The 18,007-nt window shown below is 70.3% G+C and carries 19 protein-coding genes; 9 read left to right on the top strand and 10 right to left on the bottom strand.

All coding sequences use genetic code 11. The features are described 5' to 3' along the window. Entirely contained in the window at window positions 1-426 is a 426-nt protein-coding gene (locus Q9S36_RS39195; RefSeq protein WP_251449231.1) for an OsmC family protein, read from the top strand. Continuing rightward, window positions 419-1,336, top strand: a complete 918-nt coding sequence (locus tag Q9S36_RS39190) for a TIGR01777 family oxidoreductase (protein WP_311290178.1) — start codon at window positions 419-421, stop codon at window positions 1,334-1,336. Before Q9S36_RS39195 ends, Q9S36_RS39190 begins: the two co-directional genes overlap by 8 nt. A gap of 9 nt (window positions 1,337-1,345) precedes the next feature. Here Q9S36_RS39190 and Q9S36_RS39185 read toward each other — a convergent pair whose 3' ends face one another. Further along, complete coding sequence (locus Q9S36_RS39185; RefSeq protein ID WP_251449227.1) at window positions 1,346-1,792, bottom strand: hypothetical protein; 447 nt, start codon at window positions 1,790-1,792, stop codon at window positions 1,346-1,348. Further along, on the bottom strand, window positions 1,789-2,601 hold the full coding sequence (gene dapB / locus Q9S36_RS39180; protein ID WP_311290177.1) for a 4-hydroxy-tetrahydrodipicolinate reductase: 813 nt from the start codon (window positions 2,599-2,601) through the stop codon (window positions 1,789-1,791). The genes Q9S36_RS39185 and dapB overlap by 4 nt, the downstream gene beginning before the upstream one ends. 57 nt (window positions 2,602-2,658) lie before the next feature. On the opposite strand from dapB, the gene Q9S36_RS39175 reads away from it, so the two are divergent. Next, on the top strand, window positions 2,659-3,150 hold the full coding sequence (locus tag Q9S36_RS39175; protein WP_311290176.1) for a GNAT family N-acetyltransferase: 492 nt from the start codon (window positions 2,659-2,661) through the stop codon (window positions 3,148-3,150). Here Q9S36_RS39175 and Q9S36_RS39170 read toward each other — a convergent pair. The 3 genes from Q9S36_RS39170 to Q9S36_RS39160 all read right to left on the bottom strand — a co-directional run bounded on the left by Q9S36_RS39170 (window position 3,138) and on the right by Q9S36_RS39160 (window position 7,397). Continuing rightward, window positions 3,138-3,740, bottom strand: coding sequence for a histidine phosphatase family protein (locus tag Q9S36_RS39170; protein ID WP_285814528.1), 603 nt, complete (start codon window positions 3,738-3,740; stop codon window positions 3,138-3,140). The two genes, Q9S36_RS39175 and Q9S36_RS39170, sit on opposite strands and share 13 nt — an antisense overlap. A gap of 120 nt (window positions 3,741-3,860) precedes the next feature. Next, window positions 3,861-4,898, bottom strand: coding sequence for an aldo/keto reductase (locus tag Q9S36_RS39165; RefSeq protein WP_311290175.1), 1,038 nt, complete (start codon window positions 4,896-4,898; stop codon window positions 3,861-3,863). Window positions 4,899-5,105: 207 nt separating this feature from the next. Then, window positions 5,106-7,397, bottom strand: coding sequence for a polyribonucleotide nucleotidyltransferase (locus tag Q9S36_RS39160; protein WP_251449219.1), 2,292 nt, complete (start codon window positions 7,395-7,397; stop codon window positions 5,106-5,108). 287 nt (window positions 7,398-7,684) lie between these two features. Between Q9S36_RS39160 and Q9S36_RS39155 the strand changes: the two genes are divergently transcribed. Next, a complete protein-coding gene (locus tag Q9S36_RS39155) occupies window positions 7,685-7,867 on the top strand; it encodes a DUF5302 domain-containing protein (RefSeq protein WP_251449217.1) in 183 nt (60 codons plus the stop codon). Window positions 7,868-7,918: 51 nt separating this feature from the next. On the opposite strand, the gene Q9S36_RS39150 is transcribed toward Q9S36_RS39155, so the two are convergent. Beyond that, window positions 7,919-9,319 (bottom strand): cation:dicarboxylate symporter family transporter, encoded by a 1,401-nt coding sequence (locus Q9S36_RS39150; RefSeq protein ID WP_311290174.1) that lies wholly within the window; start codon window positions 9,317-9,319, stop codon window positions 7,919-7,921. A 145-nt stretch (window positions 9,320-9,464) separates the two neighbouring features. On the opposite strand from Q9S36_RS39150, the gene Q9S36_RS39145 reads away from it, so the two are divergent. Both Q9S36_RS39145 and Q9S36_RS39140 read left to right on the top strand, forming a co-directional pair. Beyond that, complete coding sequence (locus tag Q9S36_RS39145) at window positions 9,465-10,727, top strand: ATP-binding protein (protein ID WP_311290173.1); 1,263 nt, start codon at window positions 9,465-9,467, stop codon at window positions 10,725-10,727. Beyond that, the gene (locus Q9S36_RS39140; RefSeq protein WP_311290172.1) at window positions 10,724-11,410 is read left to right on the top strand and encodes a response regulator; all 687 of its coding nucleotides are present in this window, start codon (window positions 10,724-10,726) and stop codon (window positions 11,408-11,410) included. Before Q9S36_RS39145 ends, Q9S36_RS39140 begins: the two co-directional genes overlap by 4 nt. Before the next feature lie 13 nt (window positions 11,411-11,423). Here the strand turns inward: Q9S36_RS39140 and Q9S36_RS39135 are convergent, their stop codons facing one another. Continuing rightward, on the bottom strand, window positions 11,424-13,394 hold the full coding sequence (locus Q9S36_RS39135; protein WP_311290171.1) for a GDSL-type esterase/lipase family protein: 1,971 nt from the start codon (window positions 13,392-13,394) through the stop codon (window positions 11,424-11,426). A gap of 136 nt (window positions 13,395-13,530) precedes the next feature. On the opposite strand from Q9S36_RS39135, the gene Q9S36_RS39130 reads away from it, so the two are divergent. Together Q9S36_RS39130 and Q9S36_RS39125 are read left to right on the top strand one after the other, a co-directional pair. Then, on the top strand, window positions 13,531-13,731 hold the full coding sequence (locus Q9S36_RS39130; protein ID WP_311290170.1) for a hypothetical protein: 201 nt from the start codon (window positions 13,531-13,533) through the stop codon (window positions 13,729-13,731). A 22-nt stretch (window positions 13,732-13,753) separates the two neighbouring features. Next, window positions 13,754-14,572, top strand: a complete 819-nt coding sequence (locus Q9S36_RS39125) for a DNA/RNA non-specific endonuclease (protein WP_311290169.1) — start codon at window positions 13,754-13,756, stop codon at window positions 14,570-14,572. Between the two features lie 70 nt (window positions 14,573-14,642). Here the strand turns inward: Q9S36_RS39125 and Q9S36_RS39120 are convergent, their stop codons facing one another. Both Q9S36_RS39120 and Q9S36_RS39115 read right to left on the bottom strand, forming a co-directional pair. Further along, a complete protein-coding gene (locus Q9S36_RS39120) occupies window positions 14,643-15,290 on the bottom strand; it encodes an FMN reductase (protein ID WP_311290168.1) in 648 nt (215 codons plus the stop codon). Then, the gene (locus tag Q9S36_RS39115; RefSeq protein WP_251451400.1) at window positions 15,287-16,501 is read right to left on the bottom strand and encodes an LLM class flavin-dependent oxidoreductase; all 1,215 of its coding nucleotides are present in this window, start codon (window positions 16,499-16,501) and stop codon (window positions 15,287-15,289) included. Before Q9S36_RS39115 ends, Q9S36_RS39120 begins: the two co-directional genes overlap by 4 nt. A gap of 135 nt (window positions 16,502-16,636) precedes the next feature. Between Q9S36_RS39115 and Q9S36_RS39110 the strand changes: the two genes are divergently transcribed. Continuing rightward, window positions 16,637-17,824 carry an acyltransferase family protein gene (locus Q9S36_RS39110; RefSeq protein WP_311290167.1) on the top strand — a complete coding sequence of 396 codons (1,188 nt, stop codon included), beginning with the start codon at window positions 16,637-16,639 and terminating at the stop codon, window positions 17,822-17,824. Window positions 17,825-17,901: 77 nt separating this feature from the next. Here the strand turns inward: Q9S36_RS39110 and Q9S36_RS39105 are convergent. Continuing rightward, window positions 17,902-18,007 (bottom strand): 30S ribosomal protein S15 (locus Q9S36_RS39105; RefSeq protein WP_311290225.1); only part of this gene is annotated, 106 nt, incomplete at its 5' end.

The raw sequence follows: 18,007 nt of genomic DNA, 5'->3' as shown, positions 1-18,007 counted from the left end.
ATGACCGTCACGAGCGAAGCCACCACCGCCTGGAAGGGCGGCCTGACCGATGGATCCGGCGAAGTCAGCTTCGTCTCGTCGGGGCTCGGCACGTTCGCCGTCAACTGGAAGGCCCGCAGTGAGGGGTCGGGTTCGGTCACGACGCCCGAAGAGCTGATCGCCGCCGCCCACTCCGCGTGCTTCAGCATGGCGCTCTCGCACGCGCTGGCCGAGAACGGCACCCCGCCGGAATCGATCGAGACGGACGTGTCGGTCACCTTCAAGCCCGGCACCGGCATCACCGGGAGCCACCTGAACGTCAACGCGGTCGTTCCGGGCCTGGATCCCGAGGACTTCGAACGACTCGCCCAGGAGGCCAAGACCGGATGCCCCGTGTCCCAGGCGCTGGCGGGCGTCGAGATCACCCTCGAGGCCACACTTGCCTGACGGCTCGTCCGACCCGCGCCGGGTCGTCATCGCGGGCGCGTCCGGTCTCATCGGGCGCGCCCTCGGCGATGCGCTCCGGGCCGACGGGGTCGAGGTCACCGAGCTCGTGCGCCGCAGGCCCGAGGCGCCGCACGAGGTCGAATGGCTCACCGACGGCGAGGCGCTGGACCCCGGCGTGCTGGACGGAGCCGACGCGGTCATCGGGCTGAACGGCGCCAGCATAGGTCGCTTCCCGTGGACGGCGTCGTACAAGAACACGCTGCTGTGGTCGCGGATCACGCCCACGCGCGCGCTGGCCCGCGCGGTGCGGGAACTCGGACCGGACGCACCCGCGTTCGTGTCGGCCTCCGCCGTCGGCTACTACGGCTCCGCGCCCGGCGTGCGACTGACCGAAGACGCCCCGCGGGGCGAGACGTTCCTCGCCGACCTCTGCGGCGAGTGGGAGGCGGCCGCCCGTGGCGCCGGCGATGACGCGCGGGTCGCCCTGCTGCGTACCGCACCCATCGTCCACGCGGACGGCGTCCTCAAGCCGCTGCTCGTGCTCACGCGACTCGGTGTGAGCGGCCCCATCGGGCGCGGAACGCAGGCCTGGCCGTGGATCTCCCTCGAGGACGAGGTGCGGGCGATCCGGCACATCCTGACGAACGATCTCGACGGGCCGGTCAACCTCGCCGGACCTGAGCGGGCCACGGCGAACGATCTGGGCTTCGCGCTCGCGCGCCGGATGAACCGGCCCTATCTGCTGCGTGCCCCGGAATGGGGTCTGCGGACGGTTCTCGGCCGCGACGCCACCGAAGCGATCCTCACGTCGGACGCCGACGTCGTCCCCGCCGTCCTCGACCGATCGGGCTTCACCTTCACCCACGCACGGGTCGAGGACGCCGTCGCGGCAGCCGTTCCGGCCCGCTGAGCACGCGTGTCAGCCGCGGCGGCCAGATTCGAGTCGGATCGCCCGGCGGACCGCCTCACGCGCACGGCGGCGGTCACCCGCAGCGTCGTAGGCGAGACCGAGTCGGTACCACGCGGCCCAATCCTCGCGGTTGGCTTCGACGTCGGCGCGGTACGCGGGGAAGAGCGCGGTCGCCTCATCCCGGACGACCCGCCCGCTCGGCCGCAGGGTGATGGCGTCTGAGGGCAGAAGTCCCTCCGACTCGAGCCTGCGCCCCAGCTGCTGTGCGCGCACACCGAACCAGAGCTCGCGACCGAGCGCCCAGGCCCCGATGAGCGGGAGGACGATCAGCGCCACGCCCATCGCGATCGCCGCCGCGTCACCCGAGAACAGCAGGAGCCACGCGCGCTGCCCGACCAGCGCGATGTACAGCGCCAGCAGGACCGCCATGACGGCGACGCCGATGCGCGCGCTCATGCTCCGGTGCTTCGGGCGACCTGCCCGGCGCCGCCCCGCTCGCTGACCGCATCGTCCTCGGCGCGGCGGGAAGGGCCGAGCCCGATGTCGATGAGGCTGTCGAGCCCGATGACGACCCCCTTCGCGTCGCGCGCCGCCGCGAGGGCGAGACGGATGCCGGGGGCGTAGGCGAGGGCGGGCTCGGCGGTGTCATGGACGAGGCTCAGCGTCTCGCCCGGGCCGGACAGGATCGTCTCCTGCCGGGCGATCACCCCGGGGCGCCGGAGGGAGTGGATGGGTACGCTCGCGACCTGCTGGCCCCGCGCGCGCTGATCGACGTGCGGAGACGCGACGGGGCCGACGTCGGTGCGGGCGGCGGCGATGAGCTCTGCCGTGCGCACGGCGGTGCCGCTCGGCGAATCCACCTTGGTCTCGCGATGCGCCTCGACGATCTCGATCGACGGGAAGTACGGCGCCGCGGCGGCGGCGAGGGCCGAGCCGAGCACGGAGCCCAGAGAGAAGTTGGGGATGAACACCGCGCCTGTGCCCGCTGCCTCCACGAGCGGCCGCACGAGGGCGATGCGCTCGGCGGACCACCCGGAGGTCCCGACCAGGATGTTGATGCCGTGCTCGACGGCGGTGCGCACCACGTCGATCGACACGGCGGGCACCGAGGCGTCCACGACCAGATCTGCGCCGGCGATGTCGCTCAACGGCGACGCGGACGTGAGCGTCGCGACGATGTCGAACCCGGGCTGGGCCTCGACGACCTCTCGGATGATGGAGCCGAGCTTGCCGGTTCCCCCCACGATCGCCACGCGCGTTGTCATGGCCTCCATCCTAGGCGGGCGCACCGGCGCGGCCTCGCGGCGGCATAGCCTGGGACGGTGGTCAGCCTGCACGCCTCCCCCGTCGACGAATCCACCGCGCGAGGGCTCCTGACGGAGTACTTCCAGTCGCGCGAGATCGGCTTCGCCCACCAGGGGATCACCTACACCCCCGTGTTCCCGGACGCCGAGGCGTTCACACCGCCGCGCGGGGTGTTCGTGGTGGTCCGGGACGATTCCGGCGACGCCGTGGGCTGCGGCGGCATCCGGCTCATCGCCGACGGCCCGCACGGGCGCCGGTACGAGATCAAGCACCTGTTCCTCCGGCCCGAAACACGCGGCCGCGGATGGGGTCGCCTGCTGATGGCGGATCTCGAGAGCCGCGCCCGCGACCTCGGTGCCCGGGAACTCGTCCTCGACACGCATCACTCGCTCGAGGCGGCCGCCGCGCTGTATGCGGCGACCGGCTTCACCGGGATCGAGCGCTACAACGACAACCCCAACGCGACCCGCTGGTACGGCAAGGTGGTGGCCGGAACTCAGACCGGATAGACCTCGGGGAGCCCCGTCCGCAGCTCGACGGGCAGGTGCGCCATGTCGTTGTGCGAGAGCAGGGTCCACGGCCGACCCGGCTTCTGTGAGATGACGGTCAGGCCGCAGTGGGCCTGGTTGAGGGTCATCCAGCGCCACTCCTGAGCCTGGAGCACTTCCCGCACGAACCACGCGATGACGAAGTTGTGTGTGATGAGCAGCTCGTGGACCTCGCCCGCGCGGCGGACGAGGAACTCGCTCACGGCGTCGGCCATCTGCGCGCGACCCGCCTCGACCTCGGCCTCGGTGACCGAGCCGAAGAAAGGCTCGAACGCCGCCGGTGTCTCGGGTGTCATCCCCGTCGGGACGCAGTCGAACAGCAGCGCGGTCGGCTTGGGTGCGAGTGACGGCATGCGCTCGGCGACGGCGGCCGCCGTCTGGCTCGCGCGCTCGAGCGGCGAGTGCCACACACTGTCGAACGGCACGCCGCCCAGACGGTCCGCCAGGAGCGACGCCTGGCGGCGACCCCGCGGCGACAAGGGACCGTCGTCGACGCCGTGCTCGGCATCCTGGTGCTCTCCATGCCGCACGAGGTAGATGTAGTGCGTCACGGAACAGGGCTCGCTTCGTCGTCAGTCGCTTCGGCGTCGGTCATCGTCATATCGGGCGGCGCGAGGACGCCTCTTCCACCCTAAACGACCCCGCCGACAGGCCGGATCCGGTGTGGACAACTACTCCGCCGCCCGCGCGATGTCCGAGAGCTGGGATCGGCTCAGTCGCACACCGACGCCCTTCACGAGCTCTTCGACATGCTCGGGCGCGTAGGCGTTGACGATCGGTGCCGTCACGAGCTTCTGCGCGAGGAGCCACGCCACCGCGACGGCCGCGTCGGGCACGCCGAGCTGAGTGCCGACGGCATCGAGCGCACGCAGGGTGCGACTCCCCCGTCGGTTCAGGTTCGCCGCCAGCTGCGCACCGCGGTACGACAGGCTCCCCTTCTCGCGCGAGCGGTGCCGGCCAGAGAGGAAGCCGTGCTCGAGCGCGTGGGAGGGCGTGACGGCGATGCCCTGGGCACCGGCGACGAGACGGAGGTCGGCGTCGAACTCATGGCGTCGGAGGACGTTGAACGGGACGTCGAGGACGGTGATGCGCGGGAACCCGGCGGACGCGTAGATCCGCGCCTCGACCAACTGCGCGGCGGTGTAGCCGACCGCGCCGATCGCCCTGACCTTACCCGCCTCGACGAGCCATTCCGCCGTGGCGAGGGTGTCCTCGAGCACCGCGGTGGAATCGGCGACGGCGTCGAGGTAGAGGACGTCGATGCGGTCGGTGCGCAGTCGTGTGAGCGCCGCTTCCACCGCCCGGACGAGGTTGACGGAGCCGAGGCCGGGGTTGTCGGGGTGTCCGCCGATGCGGTCGGCGAGAACTACGTCGTCCCGGAGTCCACGCGAGTGCAGCCACTGCCCGATGATGTGCTCGCTGCGACCCCCCGAGTACCGATCGGCGGTGTGCACGACGTTGCCGCCCAGCTCGGCGTAGGTGTCGAGGATCTGGTGGCTCGACTCGAGGTCGACGTTCCAGCCGAACTCGGCGCCGCCCAGGATGAGGGGGAAGATCGTGGCGCCGCTCTCACCGAGCGGAACGCGCACGGCGTTGCCGATACCGGGGCCCTGAACGGGGATCGGGGCGGACGGGTGGAGGTACGGATCGGGCGCGATCCGACGCGCGCTCGCCGAGGGATTTCCGGTCTCGATGCCGATGGGTCCCATTCTCCACCCCCCGTAAGCCACCCGATTCTCGGTGACCCGTACACGTGCCCCCCGGCACGTACTCCGAGGTTAAGGCACCGGGCGACGGCATCCGGCCATTGAGCTGACCTGTCGGTGAAATCCGTGTAACGCTTTCATCACGACGCACCGAGACGACGGATGCCCGCCGCTCCGGGATGGAGGGACGGGCATCCGCGTGAGGTGGGATCAGCCTTCGGCCGGAGCCTCGGGGCCGGGGTTGGCGGCAGCAGAACCCTGCTGGTCGGCTGCCTCCTCCACGACGGGCTCGAGTGACAGCTTGCCGCGGTCGTCGATCTTCGTGATCTTCACGAGGATCTTCTGGCCGACGTTCAGGACGTCCTCGACGTTCTCGACGCGCTTGCCACCGGCGAGCTTGCGGACCTCACTGACATGCAGCAGACCGTCCTTGCCGGGCAGGAGCGAGATGAACGCACCGAAGGTCGCGATCTTCACGACCGTACCCAGGAACTGCTCGCCGACCTCCGGGTTGGTGGGGTTGGCGATGGCGTTCACCTGAGCGCGCGCGGCCTCGGCCGCCGGCCCGTCGGTGGCGCCGATGTAGACGGTGCCGTCCTCCTCGATGGAGATCTGCGCGCCGGTCTCATCCTGGATCGCGTTGATCGTCTTGCCCTTGGGGCCGATCAGCTCGCCGATCTTGTCGACCGGGATCTGAACGCTGATCACGCGAGGCGCGGTCGGGGCCATCTCATCCGGCCCGTCGATCGCGGCGTTCAGAACGCCCAGGATCGTCAGGCGGGCGTCGCGGGCCTGCTGCAGAGCGGCGGTCAGCACCGACGACGGGATGCCGTCGAGCTTCGTGTCGAGCTGGATCGCGGTGACGAACTCGCTGGTTCCGGCGACCTTGAAGTCCATGTCGCCCAGGGCGTCTTCGGCACCGAGGATGTCGGTCAGCGCGGCGTAGCGCGTCTGGCCGTCGACCTCGTCCGAGACCAGGCCCATCGCGATGCCGGCGACCGGCGCGCGCAGCGGCACACCGGCGTTCAGCAGCGACAGAGTCGAGGCGCAGACCGAGCCCATCGACGTCGAGCCGTTGGAGCCGAGGGCCTCGGAGACCTGGCGGATCGCGTAGGGGAACTCCTCGCGGCTGGGCAGCACGGGCACGAGGGCCCGCTCGGCCAGGAAGCCGTGACCGATCTCGCGGCGCTTGGGGCTTCCCACGCGACCGGTCTCACCGGTCGAGTACGGCGGGAAGTTGTAGTGGTGCATGTAGCGCTTGCTCGTGACCGGCGACAGCGAATCGATCTGCTGCTCCATCTTGAGCATGTTCAGCGTGGTGACACCCAGGATCTGGGTCTCTCCGCGCTGGAAGATCGCCGAGCCGTGAACGCGCGGGATGACCTGCACCTCGGCGTCGAGCGGGCGGATGTCGGCCAGGCCGCGGCCGTCCATGCGGACGCCCTCGGCGAGGATGCGACCGCGCACGATGGTCTTGGTCACCGACTTGTACGCAGCCGAGAACTCCAGCGGCGCCGCCGGGGGCAGCTCCCCCGCCTCGACGGCGGTGATGAGCTCGGCCTTGACGGCGTCCTTCAGCTCGTCGTCGGCGTTCTGACGTTCCTGCTTGTCGGCGATCTGGTAGATCGGGACGAGCTTGTCGTAGGCGCGGTGCGCCACGAAGTCGTACGTCTCCTGGCTGTAGGGCAGGAAGACCGGGAACTGCTTGACCTCTTTGGAGGCGGTCTTGGCGACCTCGTTCTGCGCAGCCACGAGCTGCTTGATGAACGGCTTCGACGCTTCGAGACCCTCGGCGACGACCTGCTCGTTCGGCTTGGTGGCGCCGCCCTTGATGAGGTTCCAGGAACCCTCGGTGGCTTCGGCCTCGACCATCATGATCGCGACGTCCTCGTTCCCGTCGGCGTCGGTGACGACGCGACCGGCGACGATGAGGTCGAAGACGGCCTCTTCGAGCTGGGTGACGGTGGGGAACGCGATCCACTGGTCGGGGGTGTCGCCGTGGCCGGGGATGAGCGCGAGGCGCACACCGGCGATCGGGCCCGAGAACGGCAGACCCGAGATCTGGGTCGACAGCGACGCGGCGTTGATCGCGAGGGCGTCGTAGAACTCGCCCGGAGCGATCGAGAGGATGGTGACGACGATCTGGACCTCGTTGCGGAGGCCGTCGACGAACGACGGGCGCAGCGGACGGTCGATCAGACGGCACACCAGGATCGCCTCGGTCGAGGGGCGACCCTCGCGGCGGAAGAACGAGCCGGGGATCTTGCCGGCAGCGTACGAGCGCTCTTCGACATCGACCGTGAGCGGGAAGAAGTCGAAGCCCTCGCGGGGGTGCTTGCCGGCGCTGGTGGCCGACAGGAGCATCGTCTCTTCGTCGAGGTACGCGGCGACCGCGCCCTGCGCCTGCTGCGCGAGTCGTCCGGTCTCGAAGCGGACAGTGCGGGTGCCGAAGCGGCCGTTGTCGAGAACGGCTTCAGCGGCGGTGATTTCAGGACCTTCCAAGAGGTCTCTCCTTCTTTGTTTTGACTCGCACGCCCGTATGGCGGGCGAGTTCATGCGAAGGAGCAGGAACAGGCAGATCTCGACGCGCGGCTGCGCCGCGTGGATTCGTCAGCGCTGGCCACCAGTAGAAGATCACCGATCGACGATCGGGAACCCACCACAGGGGACCAGCTTCCTGCCGGCCTGCTCCGTGAGCTCATATGTAGTTGAGCGGATGCCGCAGGGGCAACCTTCACGATCCTATCAGTGCCTACCGTTCACGCCGCCGGTGCGCCTAGGGTGGGCGCATGAGCACCGACGAGAAGCCGTCCGGCGCGGCATCCGATGAGATGAAGCGCAAGTTCAAGGAAGCGCTCGAGAAGAAGAACGCGCAGCACCGCGATGGCGAGGCGCACCTGGACGGGGATTCCGCCGTCCACGGCACCCACGGCGCGGTGACCAAGCGGGAGTTCCGACGCAAGAGCGGCTGAGCCGACGACGAGCGGGGCGACCGGTGATCCGGGCGCCCCGCTCGCTCACCCTCAGCGGCTGAGTACCGCGTCGCCGCGCTGCGGGTCTGCGGCAGCGGGCGCAGGGACGGAGGCCGTCTCGTGCGCGTCACCGGTGAGGGCGGCCTCGTCGAACGGCACCTCACCCGCCAGGACCCGTCGTGCGCGGTCGCGGTCGAACTCGCGCGTCCAGGTGCCGATCAGCACCGTCGCCACCGCGTTGCCGGTGAAGTTCGTCACCGCGCGGCCCTCGGACATGAAGCGGTCGATGCCGACGATGACCCCGACGCCGTCGACGAGATCGGGCCGGTATGCCTGCAGACCGCCGGCGAGTGTGGCCAGTCCCGCTCCGGTGACCCCCGCAGCACCCTTCGAGGCGATCACCATGAACAGCAGCAGACCGATCTGCTCCCCGATCGACATCGGCATCCCCATGCCGGCGGCGATGAACAGCGACGCCATGGTGAGGTAGATCGCGGTTCCGTCGAGGTTGAAGGAGTAGCCGGTGGGGACGGTGATGCCCACCACGGGCTTCGCAACGCCCAGGTGCTCCATCTTGGCGATGAGACGCGGCAGCGCGGACTCCGAGGACGACGTGCCCACGATCAGGAGGTACTCGCGACCGAGGTACTTCATGAGCGTGAGGATGTTGATGCGCGTCACCGTGTACAGGAGCGTTCCCAGCACCGCGAAGATGAAGACCGCGCAGGTGATGTAGAACGCGATCATGAGGATGCCGAGGCTCACGATCGCCGCGACGCCGGTCTTGCCGACGACCGCCGCGATGGCCCCGAACGCGCCGAGAGGCGCCAGCCACAGGATCATTCCCAGGATGCGGAAGACCAGAGACTGCAGGTGCTTGACCGCGGTCATGATCGGCTCGCCCTTCGGGCCCATCTGCTGCAGCGCGAAGCCCACGAGCAGCGCGACGAACAGCACCTGCAGCACGCTCTCGCCGGTGAACGCCGAGAAGATCGTGGTGGGGATGATGCCGAGGATGAACTCCTGCGTCGTCTTCGCCTCACCCGTCGTCTCGTAGGTCGAGGAGGTCATGTTGAGACCCTCGCCCGGGTGGATGAGGTTGCCGACCACCAGTCCGATCGCCAGGGCGAACGTGGTCATGACCATGAAGTACAGCAGGGCCAGACCGCCGATGCGGCCGACGGTCGCCGCCTTGGCGATGGAGCCGACGCCGACCACGATCGTGCAGAAGATGATCGGCGCGATCATCATCTTGATGAGGGCGACGAACCCCTTGCCGACGGGCTCGAGGGCGACGCCGATCTCGGGGGCGGCAAGGCCGACGATCGCGCCGAGTACGACGGCGACGATGACCGAGACGTAGAGCCACGTGTGCCGATCCCAGGATCGGCGCCTTCCGCGCGGACTCCACGCGGGGAGCCGGAACGTCGTGGTGCGGGTCGAAAGAGCCATCATCGCCTCCAGGGGTGAACGGTCGTTGTTCGGATGCTGTGGCCGTCGCCGGCCTGAACACAGCGTGTGCCCGTGTCCTCCGCCGCGCGATTTGTGGTCGTATTGTTCGCAGAGGGATGCCGGGCCATCCCGGTCAGGAGAAGCGGTGACCGCTCGGGAGGGACGAAGCGCCGCGGCGCGCGTGTTCGTCGCCGTGGCTCTGGCTGCACTCCTGGTGACGGTGCTGCTGGCGGTCCTGCTCGTGCTGGACGCCCAGCGCGCCGAGCGGGCGGAGGCCGAGACCGTGACCCGCGCGGCAGCGGTGGCTCTGGCCGCCGACCCGACCGTTGCCGCAGCTGTCGACTCCGACGACGCGACGGCGCTGCTGCAGCCGGTCGCCGAGCAGGTCATGGCGCGGGCTCCCGTCGACTTCGTGAGCATCCTGACGCCGGCGGGCGTGCGCGTCACGCATCGCGATCCCGCTCAGATCGGCGGGACGTATCTGGGCACCGTGCCGGTCTCCCCGGCCACCATGACCGAGGAGTTCACCGGCACGCTCGGACCGTCCGTGCGGACGATCACCCCGATAGAGGACGGCGACATCCTGGTCGGATGGGTGTCGGTGGGAGTGACGGTGGACAGCATCGCGGGCGGCATCGTTCCGCGACTCCCCTACGCCTTCGCCATAGCCGCGGCCGTCCTGGCGGCCGGCCTCATCGGTGCGGCGCTGGCTCGGCTGTCGACCCGGCGCGTGGCCGGTGACCTCCCGGCCGGCAGCATCCGCGACACCCTCTCCTCCTACGAGTCGATGCGCACCCTCGGCGAGGCGCTTCGCGCCCAGACGCACGAGCACGGCAATCGCATGCACACCGCCGTCGCCCTCATCGAGCTGGGACGCACCGACGAGGCCGTGGAGCTGCTCACCGCCGCCTCGCAGCAGAGCCAGGATCTCGTGGACCAGGTCACCGCCCGCGAGGACGGCGACCCCACACTCGGCGCACTGCTGCTGGGCAAGGCCTCCCAGGCGGCCGAGCGCGGCATCCGATGGGAGGCCGAGATCGCGGCCGACGCGCCGCAGTCCACGCTCGCGCCCATCGACCAGGTCGCGCTCCTGGGCAACCTCATCGACAACGCGCTGGACGCCGCCGCGGCGGCGGCCCCGCCGCGCTGGGTGGCCGTGACGCTCGCACGCGATGACGACGGCCGCCTGGCGATCGCCGTTGCCGACAGCGGCGCGGGGGTGCCGCCGCACCTGGTCCCGCGCATCTTCGAGGCGGGTTTCTCGACCAAGCCCGCGGGTCCCGCGGGACGCGGAGTGGGACTCGGACTGGTCCGTTCCCTCGTGCACGGCGCCGGTGGGCAGCTGACGCTCGACGACGGTCGCCCCACCACCTTCCGGGTGACGCTCCCCTCGCGGAGGTCCGCGTGATCGGCGTCCTGCTGGTCGACGACGAGGCACTCACCCTCGAACTGCACCGCCGCTACGTCGAGCGGGTCGACGGCTTCCGGGTGGTCGGCGAGTGCGGGCACGCGCGCGCGGCTGTCGCAGCGGTGCTGGACGACAACCGTCGGTCGCAGATCGACCTGGTGCTGCTGGACATCACGATGCCCGACGGCACCGGAGTCGACGTGCTCCGCCACATCCGCGCCCGCGGCTCGGATGTCGACGTGATCGCCGTCACCGGCGTCCGCGACGCCGACACCGTGCGCCGGATGGCGAGCCTCGGCGTGGCCCAGTACCTGGTCAAGCCGTTTTCGTTCGCGACCTTCCGCGAGCGCCTGGAGCGCTATCGCGAGGTCCGGGCGCGCACACAGGCTGCGGCGACCGTGCCGACGCAGTCCGAGATCGACGAACTGCTCGGCGCGCAGCGCCCCGCCCCCGCTCCGCCATCGCTTCCGAAAGGCCTGTCGGTCGACACTCTCGGCGCGATCGAGCAGCACATCCGCACCCGTGGTCCGCTCTCAGCCCGTGAGGCCGCGGAGGGTGTGGGGATGTCACGCGTGTCGACTCGACGCTACCTCGAGCACCTCGCGGACACAGGGCTCGTCGTGCGCAGTCCCCGGTACGGCACCCCCGGTCGTCCCGAGGTCGAGTACCGGTGGAACGGATGAGTCCCGGAGCGGATCATCCTGCCGCCACGTCGGATCGGACCCCGTCGTCTCCGATGACGATGTAGTCGGCATGCTTGGCGGTGAGCCCGTCACCCGCGGTGCGCCCTCGCACCCGTCGCCACAGCCACGGCAGCACGTCCCGCACGAGCCAGCTGCGCGGATCGGACGGAGCGTCCTCTTCGGAATGGAGGGCGGCGTCCAGCCGTGCCAGCGCCGCCGCGTCGGGAACGCCCAGGGTGTCTGCGGCACGGTAGGCCACGAAACGGTGTCCGGCTGGCCGCAGGTGCACACGGTCGTCTGCCCACAGGGCCGGGTCGGCGATCTCGGGATGCGCGTCGAGATCGAGCAGACGCGCTCCGGTGCGCTCGGCGACGCGACGGAGGTGGGCATTGAACGCGGCGAACCTCGGCGCGAACACGCGGGCTGCGGGCCGGTCGGGCAGGAAGACGGTCACGAGCAGCACGTCGCATCCGCCCTCATGCAGCTGACGGACGGCGACCTCGACGTCCGCGGCGAGCGCGGCGGGATCCGGGCGGGGGGTCAGCAGATCGTTGGCGCCGATGAGGATGGACACGAGGTCCGGCGCCAGACGCAGCGCCGCCGGGACCTGGGTGTGCACGAGGTCCTGCATGCGACGACTGCGGACGGCGAGGTTCGCATAGCGGAAGGGGCCGTCCTGGGCGTGGGCGAGCAGCTGCGCCAGACGGTCGGCCCACCCGCGGTGCTGACCGTCGATCATGCGCGAGGTGTCGCACAGGCCCTCGGTGAGCGAGTCTCCGAGGGCGACGTAGCGCGTCCAGTCCGCCGCGGGCTCGACGGCACGCCCTCCCGGGTCGGGGCGTCGGTCGCTGCGCGAGCGCAGTCCGTCGTCGATGGCGCGCAGGGCGATCGCGTGCCGGTAATGGCCCAGCAGCGCGTCGACCGTGCGCTCCCACGACCGTTCGACGACGGCCGCGCGCGCGGCGAGCCCGAACGCGAGGCGCTTGGCGGGGTCGCCCACGAGGTCGACCACCCGCGCCCGGAGGTCGTCGAGATCGCCCGGCCGATACAGCCAGCCGTCGATGCTGGATCGGACGAGGTCCACCGGGCCGCCGACGCCCGTCGCCACGACGGGCACGCCGCTGGCGAGCGCCTCCTGGATCGTCTGACCGAAGGTCTCGCTCTCTCCGGGGTGAACGAACACGTCGAAGCTCGCCAGCGCGCGCGCGAGCTCCCCTCCGGCGAGATGACCGGTGAACACGGCGTCCGGCAGCTGCTGCTCGAGCTCCGCCCGCGACGGCCCGTCGCCCACCACCACCAGGCGAGCGCCGGGGATCCCGCGGAGCGCCGCGAGGTCGGCGACCTGCTTCTCGGGCGCCAGACGCCCGACGTAGCCGATGACCACGACGTCATCGGCGGCGATGCGCCGTCGCCATGCCGTGCTCCTCCGGTGCGGGGCGAAGCGGTCGGCGTCCACTCCCCTGCCCCACAGCCGCAGGCGATCCACGCCGAGGTCTCCGAGCTGCCGGAGCGACGCGCCGCTCGGGGCGAGTGTGAGCGTGGCCCGCCGGTGAAGCCTCGCGACGTGGGACGACACCAGCGCTGTCGCGTGCGGCATCCCGTACTTCTGCGCGTACGCGACGACATCGGTCTGGTACACCGCGACGACCGGGATGCGCAGGGCGTCCGCCGCCACGGCGCCCTGCCAGCCCAGAACGAAGGGCGAGGCGAGGTGGACGACGTCCGGCGCGAAGGCGCGCAGGATGCCGCCGAGGTGGGCTGCGCGCGCGAAGACGACGCGCACCTGCGGGTAGGTGGGGAGTGGGACCGACCGCAGCAGCGCGGTACGCGCGCCGTGGAGATCGGCGTCCACCTCTCCGGCGCGGGGCGCGATGACGAGCGTCTCGTGACCGGCTGCGGCCAGATGGCGCAGGATCTGCAGCACGGACCCCGTCACGCCGTTCATGTGAGGGAGGAAGGACTCTGCCAGGATCGCGACTCTCACGATTCCAGCGTGGAGCGTCGGCCGAGCCCGCGGGACCCGGCGGACCGCCTTTCGCCGAGAGTTCATCCGATGCACCGCGCCGCGACACCCTTCGGGTGCCGTTTCGTCGCCGTTCACACGCGCGGGCGCCACGCGCATGTCCGCCCCTCGTCACCTGGGCATCGCCGCCCTCGCGGCCATCGTCTGGGCGCTGTACCAGGGCCTGGTCGGCGCCGCGGTCGCCCGATTCGTCCCCGGCGGGCCGCTGGTGGCCGTGGCGGTATCGATCGTCGCCGCCATCGGTCTGGGTATCGTGCTCGATCTCGTCCTCGCGCGCGTCACCCGACCGCGCACCTGACCGACACGAAAGGATGGCTCCCGTGACGGATGCTTTCGCGGACGACGGCTATCAGAGCGGGTTCCTCGGGCCCGAGGTGCCCTTGCCGCGCCCGGTCGATCCCCTGGCCACCGTGGTGGACCTGACCTACCCCCGTTTCTCGGTCCTGCTGGACCCCGAGCGCCGCCTGGCGCGCATGACCGGGGTCAACATCGACGGCGAGGCCTTGCAGGACATCCCCCGCACCGGCACGTGGCGACTGGATCCCCGCGTCGCCGACGAGGACCAGGCCGGCCCCGACCTGTACGCGCGCAACGACCTCGACCGCGGACATCTGGTGCGTCGCCGCGACCCCGGGTGGGGCGACGAGGCGCAGGCGCGCCGCGCGACCGAGGCGACGTTCTTCTACACCAACGCGGCGCCGCAGGCGGCGGTCTTCAACCAGTCGAAGGACCTCTGGCTGGGACTGGAGGACCACATCCTCGCGCACGCCGAATCGCGGGACGCGCGGTTGTCGGTGTTCACCGCGCCGATCCTCGCGGCAGACGATCCGCCGTATCGCGGCATCCGCATTCCCCGCCGCTTCCTCAAGATCGCGGCCTGGTCCTCCGACGCAGGACTGGCGGCCACCGGCTTCGTGCTGGATCAGACCGACCTGCTGGACATCCGGCAGGGGATCCTCGGGGTCGACGGCGTGGGGGCCTTCCGCACCTTCCAGGCGCCGCTGGCGGACATCGCCGAGGCGGCGGCCGTCGACCTCGGACCGCTCATCGACGCCGACGTGCTCACCCCGCCCGGCGCGCGCGCGCCGGACGGGGACTGGCGGAGCCTGACGGCGGCCGAGGAGATCATCTTGGGCTGAGGACTGCCGGGCGCTCTCGCTCTGCGGCGATCACGCCTCGGCGTTCACTCGGGGCGTTCACTCGGGGCATTCACTCGCCGGCGAGGCCTCCCAGCAGATGTCCGAAGGAGCGCCCCTCGCCCAGATAGGTCGCCGGATCGAACGGGTCCTCGATGAGAGCCGGAGCGCGCCGGGTGACCGCCGCAGCGAGCTCTCGCGCCCCCCGCTCGATGCGCTCCGCCAGCGGTGAGACCTGGTCGGCGGAGCCGCCCCAGTCGCTCGAGGCCGCGAAGACCCCCGTCGACACCGGTTCGGCGTGGAGATAGGTGAACAGCGGACGGATCGCGTAGTCGATCGCCAGCGAATGCCTCGCCGTCCCCGCATTGGCGCCGATCAGCACCGGCGTGCCCGTGAGCGCGTCCGGGTCGAGCACGTCGATGAACGACTTGAACAGACCGGAGTAGCTCGTCGAGAAGATCGGGGTGACCGCGATGACCGCGTCGGCCGACACGACCGCGTTGATCATCGACTCCAGCGCCGGCGGCGCGAATCCGGTGAGCAGATTGTTCGTGATGTCGTGGGCGAGGTCGCGCAGCTCGAAAACATCGACGTCCACCTGCTCTTCGCCGCTCTCCGCGAGGGCCGCCACGGTGGCCGCGGCCATGCGATCGGCGAGCATCCGCGTCGAGGAGGGATTCGACAGTCCCGCCGAGACGACGGCGATCCGGCGGGCGGTCATCGTCCCGCTCCCGTCGTGGTCTGCGCGCTGACGCCGAAGGCGGCGCCGGCAGCGGGTCGGGCGTCCTGGTACGGCGACCCCGCGGTGAGGTTGTCGCCCCGGTTGGCGCCGGGGACCGCCTGCCGTGGCACATCGTCACCGTAGGCGGCGCGCACGAGGCCCGCGTGGGTCGGAGCATCCGGCACCTCGGCCGGGCGGCCCTGGGCGAGCTCGCGACGGAGCGCGGGGACGACCTCGCCACCGAGGATGTCCAGCTGCTCGAGGACGGTCTTCAGGGGAAGACCCGCATGGTCGATGAGGAACAGCTGCCGCTGGTAGTCGCCGTAGTGCTCGCGCATGCCCGCGTAGCGGTCGATCACCTGCTGCGGCGAGCCCACGGTGAGCGGGGTCATCTCGCTGAAGTCCTCGAGACTCGGGCCGTGGCCGTAGACGGGGGCGTTGTCGAAGTACGGGCGGAACTCCCGCACCGCCTGCTGGGAGTCGGCGCGCATGAACACCTGACCGCCCAGCCCCACGATCGCCTGCTCCGGGGAGCCGTGCCCGTAGTGCGCGTACCGCTGCCGGTACAGGGTGATGAGGCGCTGGTAGTGCTCCTTCGGCCAGAAGATGTTGTTGGCGAAGAATCCGTCGCCGTAGTACGCGGCCTGCTCGGCGATCTCGGGTGTGCGGATCGATCCGTGCCACACGAACGGAGCCACGCCGTCGAGCGGCCTCGGCGTCGAGGTGAAGCCCTGCAGGGGCGTGCGGAACTGGCCCTCCCAGTCGACGACGTCCTCGCGCCACAGCCGGTGGAGCAGGTTGTAGTTCTCGATCGCCAGCGGCAGTCCCTGTCGGACGTCCTTGCCGAACCAGGGGTACACCGGCCCGGTGTTCCCCCGGCCGAGCATCAGGTCGACGCGACCGCCCGAGACGTGCTGGAGCATGGCGAAGTCCTCGGCGATCTTCACCGGGTCGTTCGTGGTGATGAGGGTCGTGGCCGTCGAGAGGACGAGTCTCTCGGTCTGGGCGGCGATGTACGCCAGGGTCGTCGTGGGTGAGGACGACCAGAACGGCGGATTGTGATGCTCTCCCAGCGCGAAGACGTCGAGGCCGACGTCTTCGGCGTGACGGGCGATCGTGATCGTGTCGCGGATCTTCTCAGCCTCGCTGAGCGTGCGGCCCGTGGTGGGGTCCTGGGTGATGTCGCTCACCGTGAAGATGCCGAACTGCATCCCGGGCCAGGTGGTGGTGTCGTTCACGATCGCTCTCCGCTTCCGAATCTCAGATCCATGCAAATGAATGTATCTGGTGGAACGCCTGCGCGCCCACACTATTCCCGACATCTGGACGCTAGTGTGGCGATGCCCATGAAAGAGCCCTCGACGACTCCCTCGCCCGCTTCGCCGCCGACCGGAGGCATCCGCACCGCACGGCCGAAGAAGCGCCTGCCGTTCTGGGACAACGCGCGGTTCGCCTGCATCGTCCTGGTCGTCCTGGGGCACGCCATCCAGCGACTCACCTACGACAGCGACGTCGCCCTCGGGCTTTATCTGCTCGTGTACGCCTTCCACATGCCCGCGTTCGCCCTGATCTCGGGGTACTTCTCGAAGTCCGACCCGCCGAGCCGTCGGCAGATGGCCCGCGTCGTCACCGACATCCTCGTGCCCTACGTGATCTTCGAGGGGCTGTGGTTCCTGACCAAGCTGGTCGTCGAGGGCCAGGCCGATCCCAATCTCACACGGCCGTCCTGGACACTGTGGTTCCTGCTCGCGCTGGGCATCTTCCGACTGGTCCTGCCCTATCTGGCGCTGCTGCGCTGGCCGCTCGCGTGGACCCTCGTCATCTCGATCGGCGCGGGCTACCTGCCCAACATCGACTCCACCTTCTCCCTCTCGCGGACCCTCGGCCTGCTGCCGTTCTTCGCCCTCGGATGGTGGCTCAACGAGCGCCGGATCGTCGACCGCTTCGACCTGCTGCGGCGACGCGCATGGTGGCTGCCGCTGGCGTCGCTGGCGATCTTCGCCGTCGCCGGCTGGGCCGCATGGTACTTCGTGGACTTCTGGCGCGAGATGAGCCTGCGCGACTGGCTCTTCTACGACGAGAGCTACGCGGCGATCGGCGGCACGCAGTGGTGGGCCGGGGGTGTGCGGCTCGCCCTGATGGCCATCGCGCTCCTCCTGAGCGTCGCGTTCTTCGCCCTCATCCCCCGTGACGGACACTGGTGGACGCACTTCGGCCAGTACACGATGTACGTCTACCTGCTCCATTCGTTCGTGCTCTACCCGTTCCGCGAGTCGGGGGTGCTCCGCGGACTGGATCCGACCTGGATCTGGCTTCCGATCGTCATCGTGCTGTCGGTCGGCATCGCCCTGGGCCTGGCCACCAAGCCGGTGCGTCGGGTCCTGCGCCCCCTCATCGAGCCGCGGCCGGGCTGGCTGTTCCGCGATCCCACCCTGGCCTCGCGCGAGGGGCGCCGCGAAGACCCCACGGGATCCCGGCGCCCCCGGGAGACGCCGCGTGTGGTCTCCCACCCGGACCCGCGTCAGAACGGCTGACGAAACGTACGACGAAGGCCGCCCCACACCGTGGGACGGCCTTCGGAAGAAGTGCGATTGAACGCTGGCGCGATGCCTTAGCGGCGAAGCCCGAGACGCTCGATCAGCGAGCGGTAGCGCGCGATGTCGATGTCCTGGAGGTAGCCGAGCAGACGACGGCGCTGACCCACCATCAAGAACAGA

It is taken from the genome of Microbacterium sp. ARD31 (genome assembly GCF_031844425.1).
This window is presented reverse-complemented; position numbering and strand designations above follow the sequence as displayed.

What these genes read in the sequence shown, in the direction of transcription:
- Q9S36_RS39195 (WP_251449231.1), top strand. Translation starts at nt 1, where the DNA reads ATGACCGTCACGAGCGAAGCCACCACCGCCTGGAAGGGCGGCCTGACC.
- Q9S36_RS39185 (WP_251449227.1), bottom strand. Translation starts at nt 1,792, where the DNA reads ATGAGCGCGCGCATCGGCGTCGCCGTCATGGCGGTCCTGCTGGCGCTG.
- dapB (WP_311290177.1), bottom strand. Translation starts at nt 2,601, where the DNA reads ATGACAACGCGCGTGGCGATCGTGGGGGGAACCGGCAAGCTCGGCTCC.
- Q9S36_RS39165 (WP_311290175.1), bottom strand. Translation starts at nt 4,898, where the DNA reads ATGGGACCCATCGGCATCGAGACCGGAAATCCCTCGGCGAGCGCGCGT.
- Q9S36_RS39155 (WP_251449217.1), top strand. Translation starts at nt 7,685, where the DNA reads ATGAGCACCGACGAGAAGCCGTCCGGCGCGGCATCCGATGAGATGAAG.
- Q9S36_RS39150 (WP_311290174.1), bottom strand. Translation starts at nt 9,319, where the DNA reads ATGGCTCTTTCGACCCGCACCACGACGTTCCGGCTCCCCGCGTGGAGT.
- Q9S36_RS39130 (WP_311290170.1), top strand. Translation starts at nt 13,531, where the DNA reads ATGTCCGCCCCTCGTCACCTGGGCATCGCCGCCCTCGCGGCCATCGTC.
- Q9S36_RS39120 (WP_311290168.1), bottom strand. Translation starts at nt 15,290, where the DNA reads ATGACCGCCCGCCGGATCGCCGTCGTCTCGGCGGGACTGTCGAATCCC.
- Q9S36_RS39115 (WP_251451400.1), bottom strand. Translation starts at nt 16,501, where the DNA reads ATGCAGTTCGGCATCTTCACGGTGAGCGACATCACCCAGGACCCCACC.
- Q9S36_RS39110 (WP_311290167.1), top strand. Translation starts at nt 16,637, where the DNA reads ATGAAAGAGCCCTCGACGACTCCCTCGCCCGCTTCGCCGCCGACCGGA.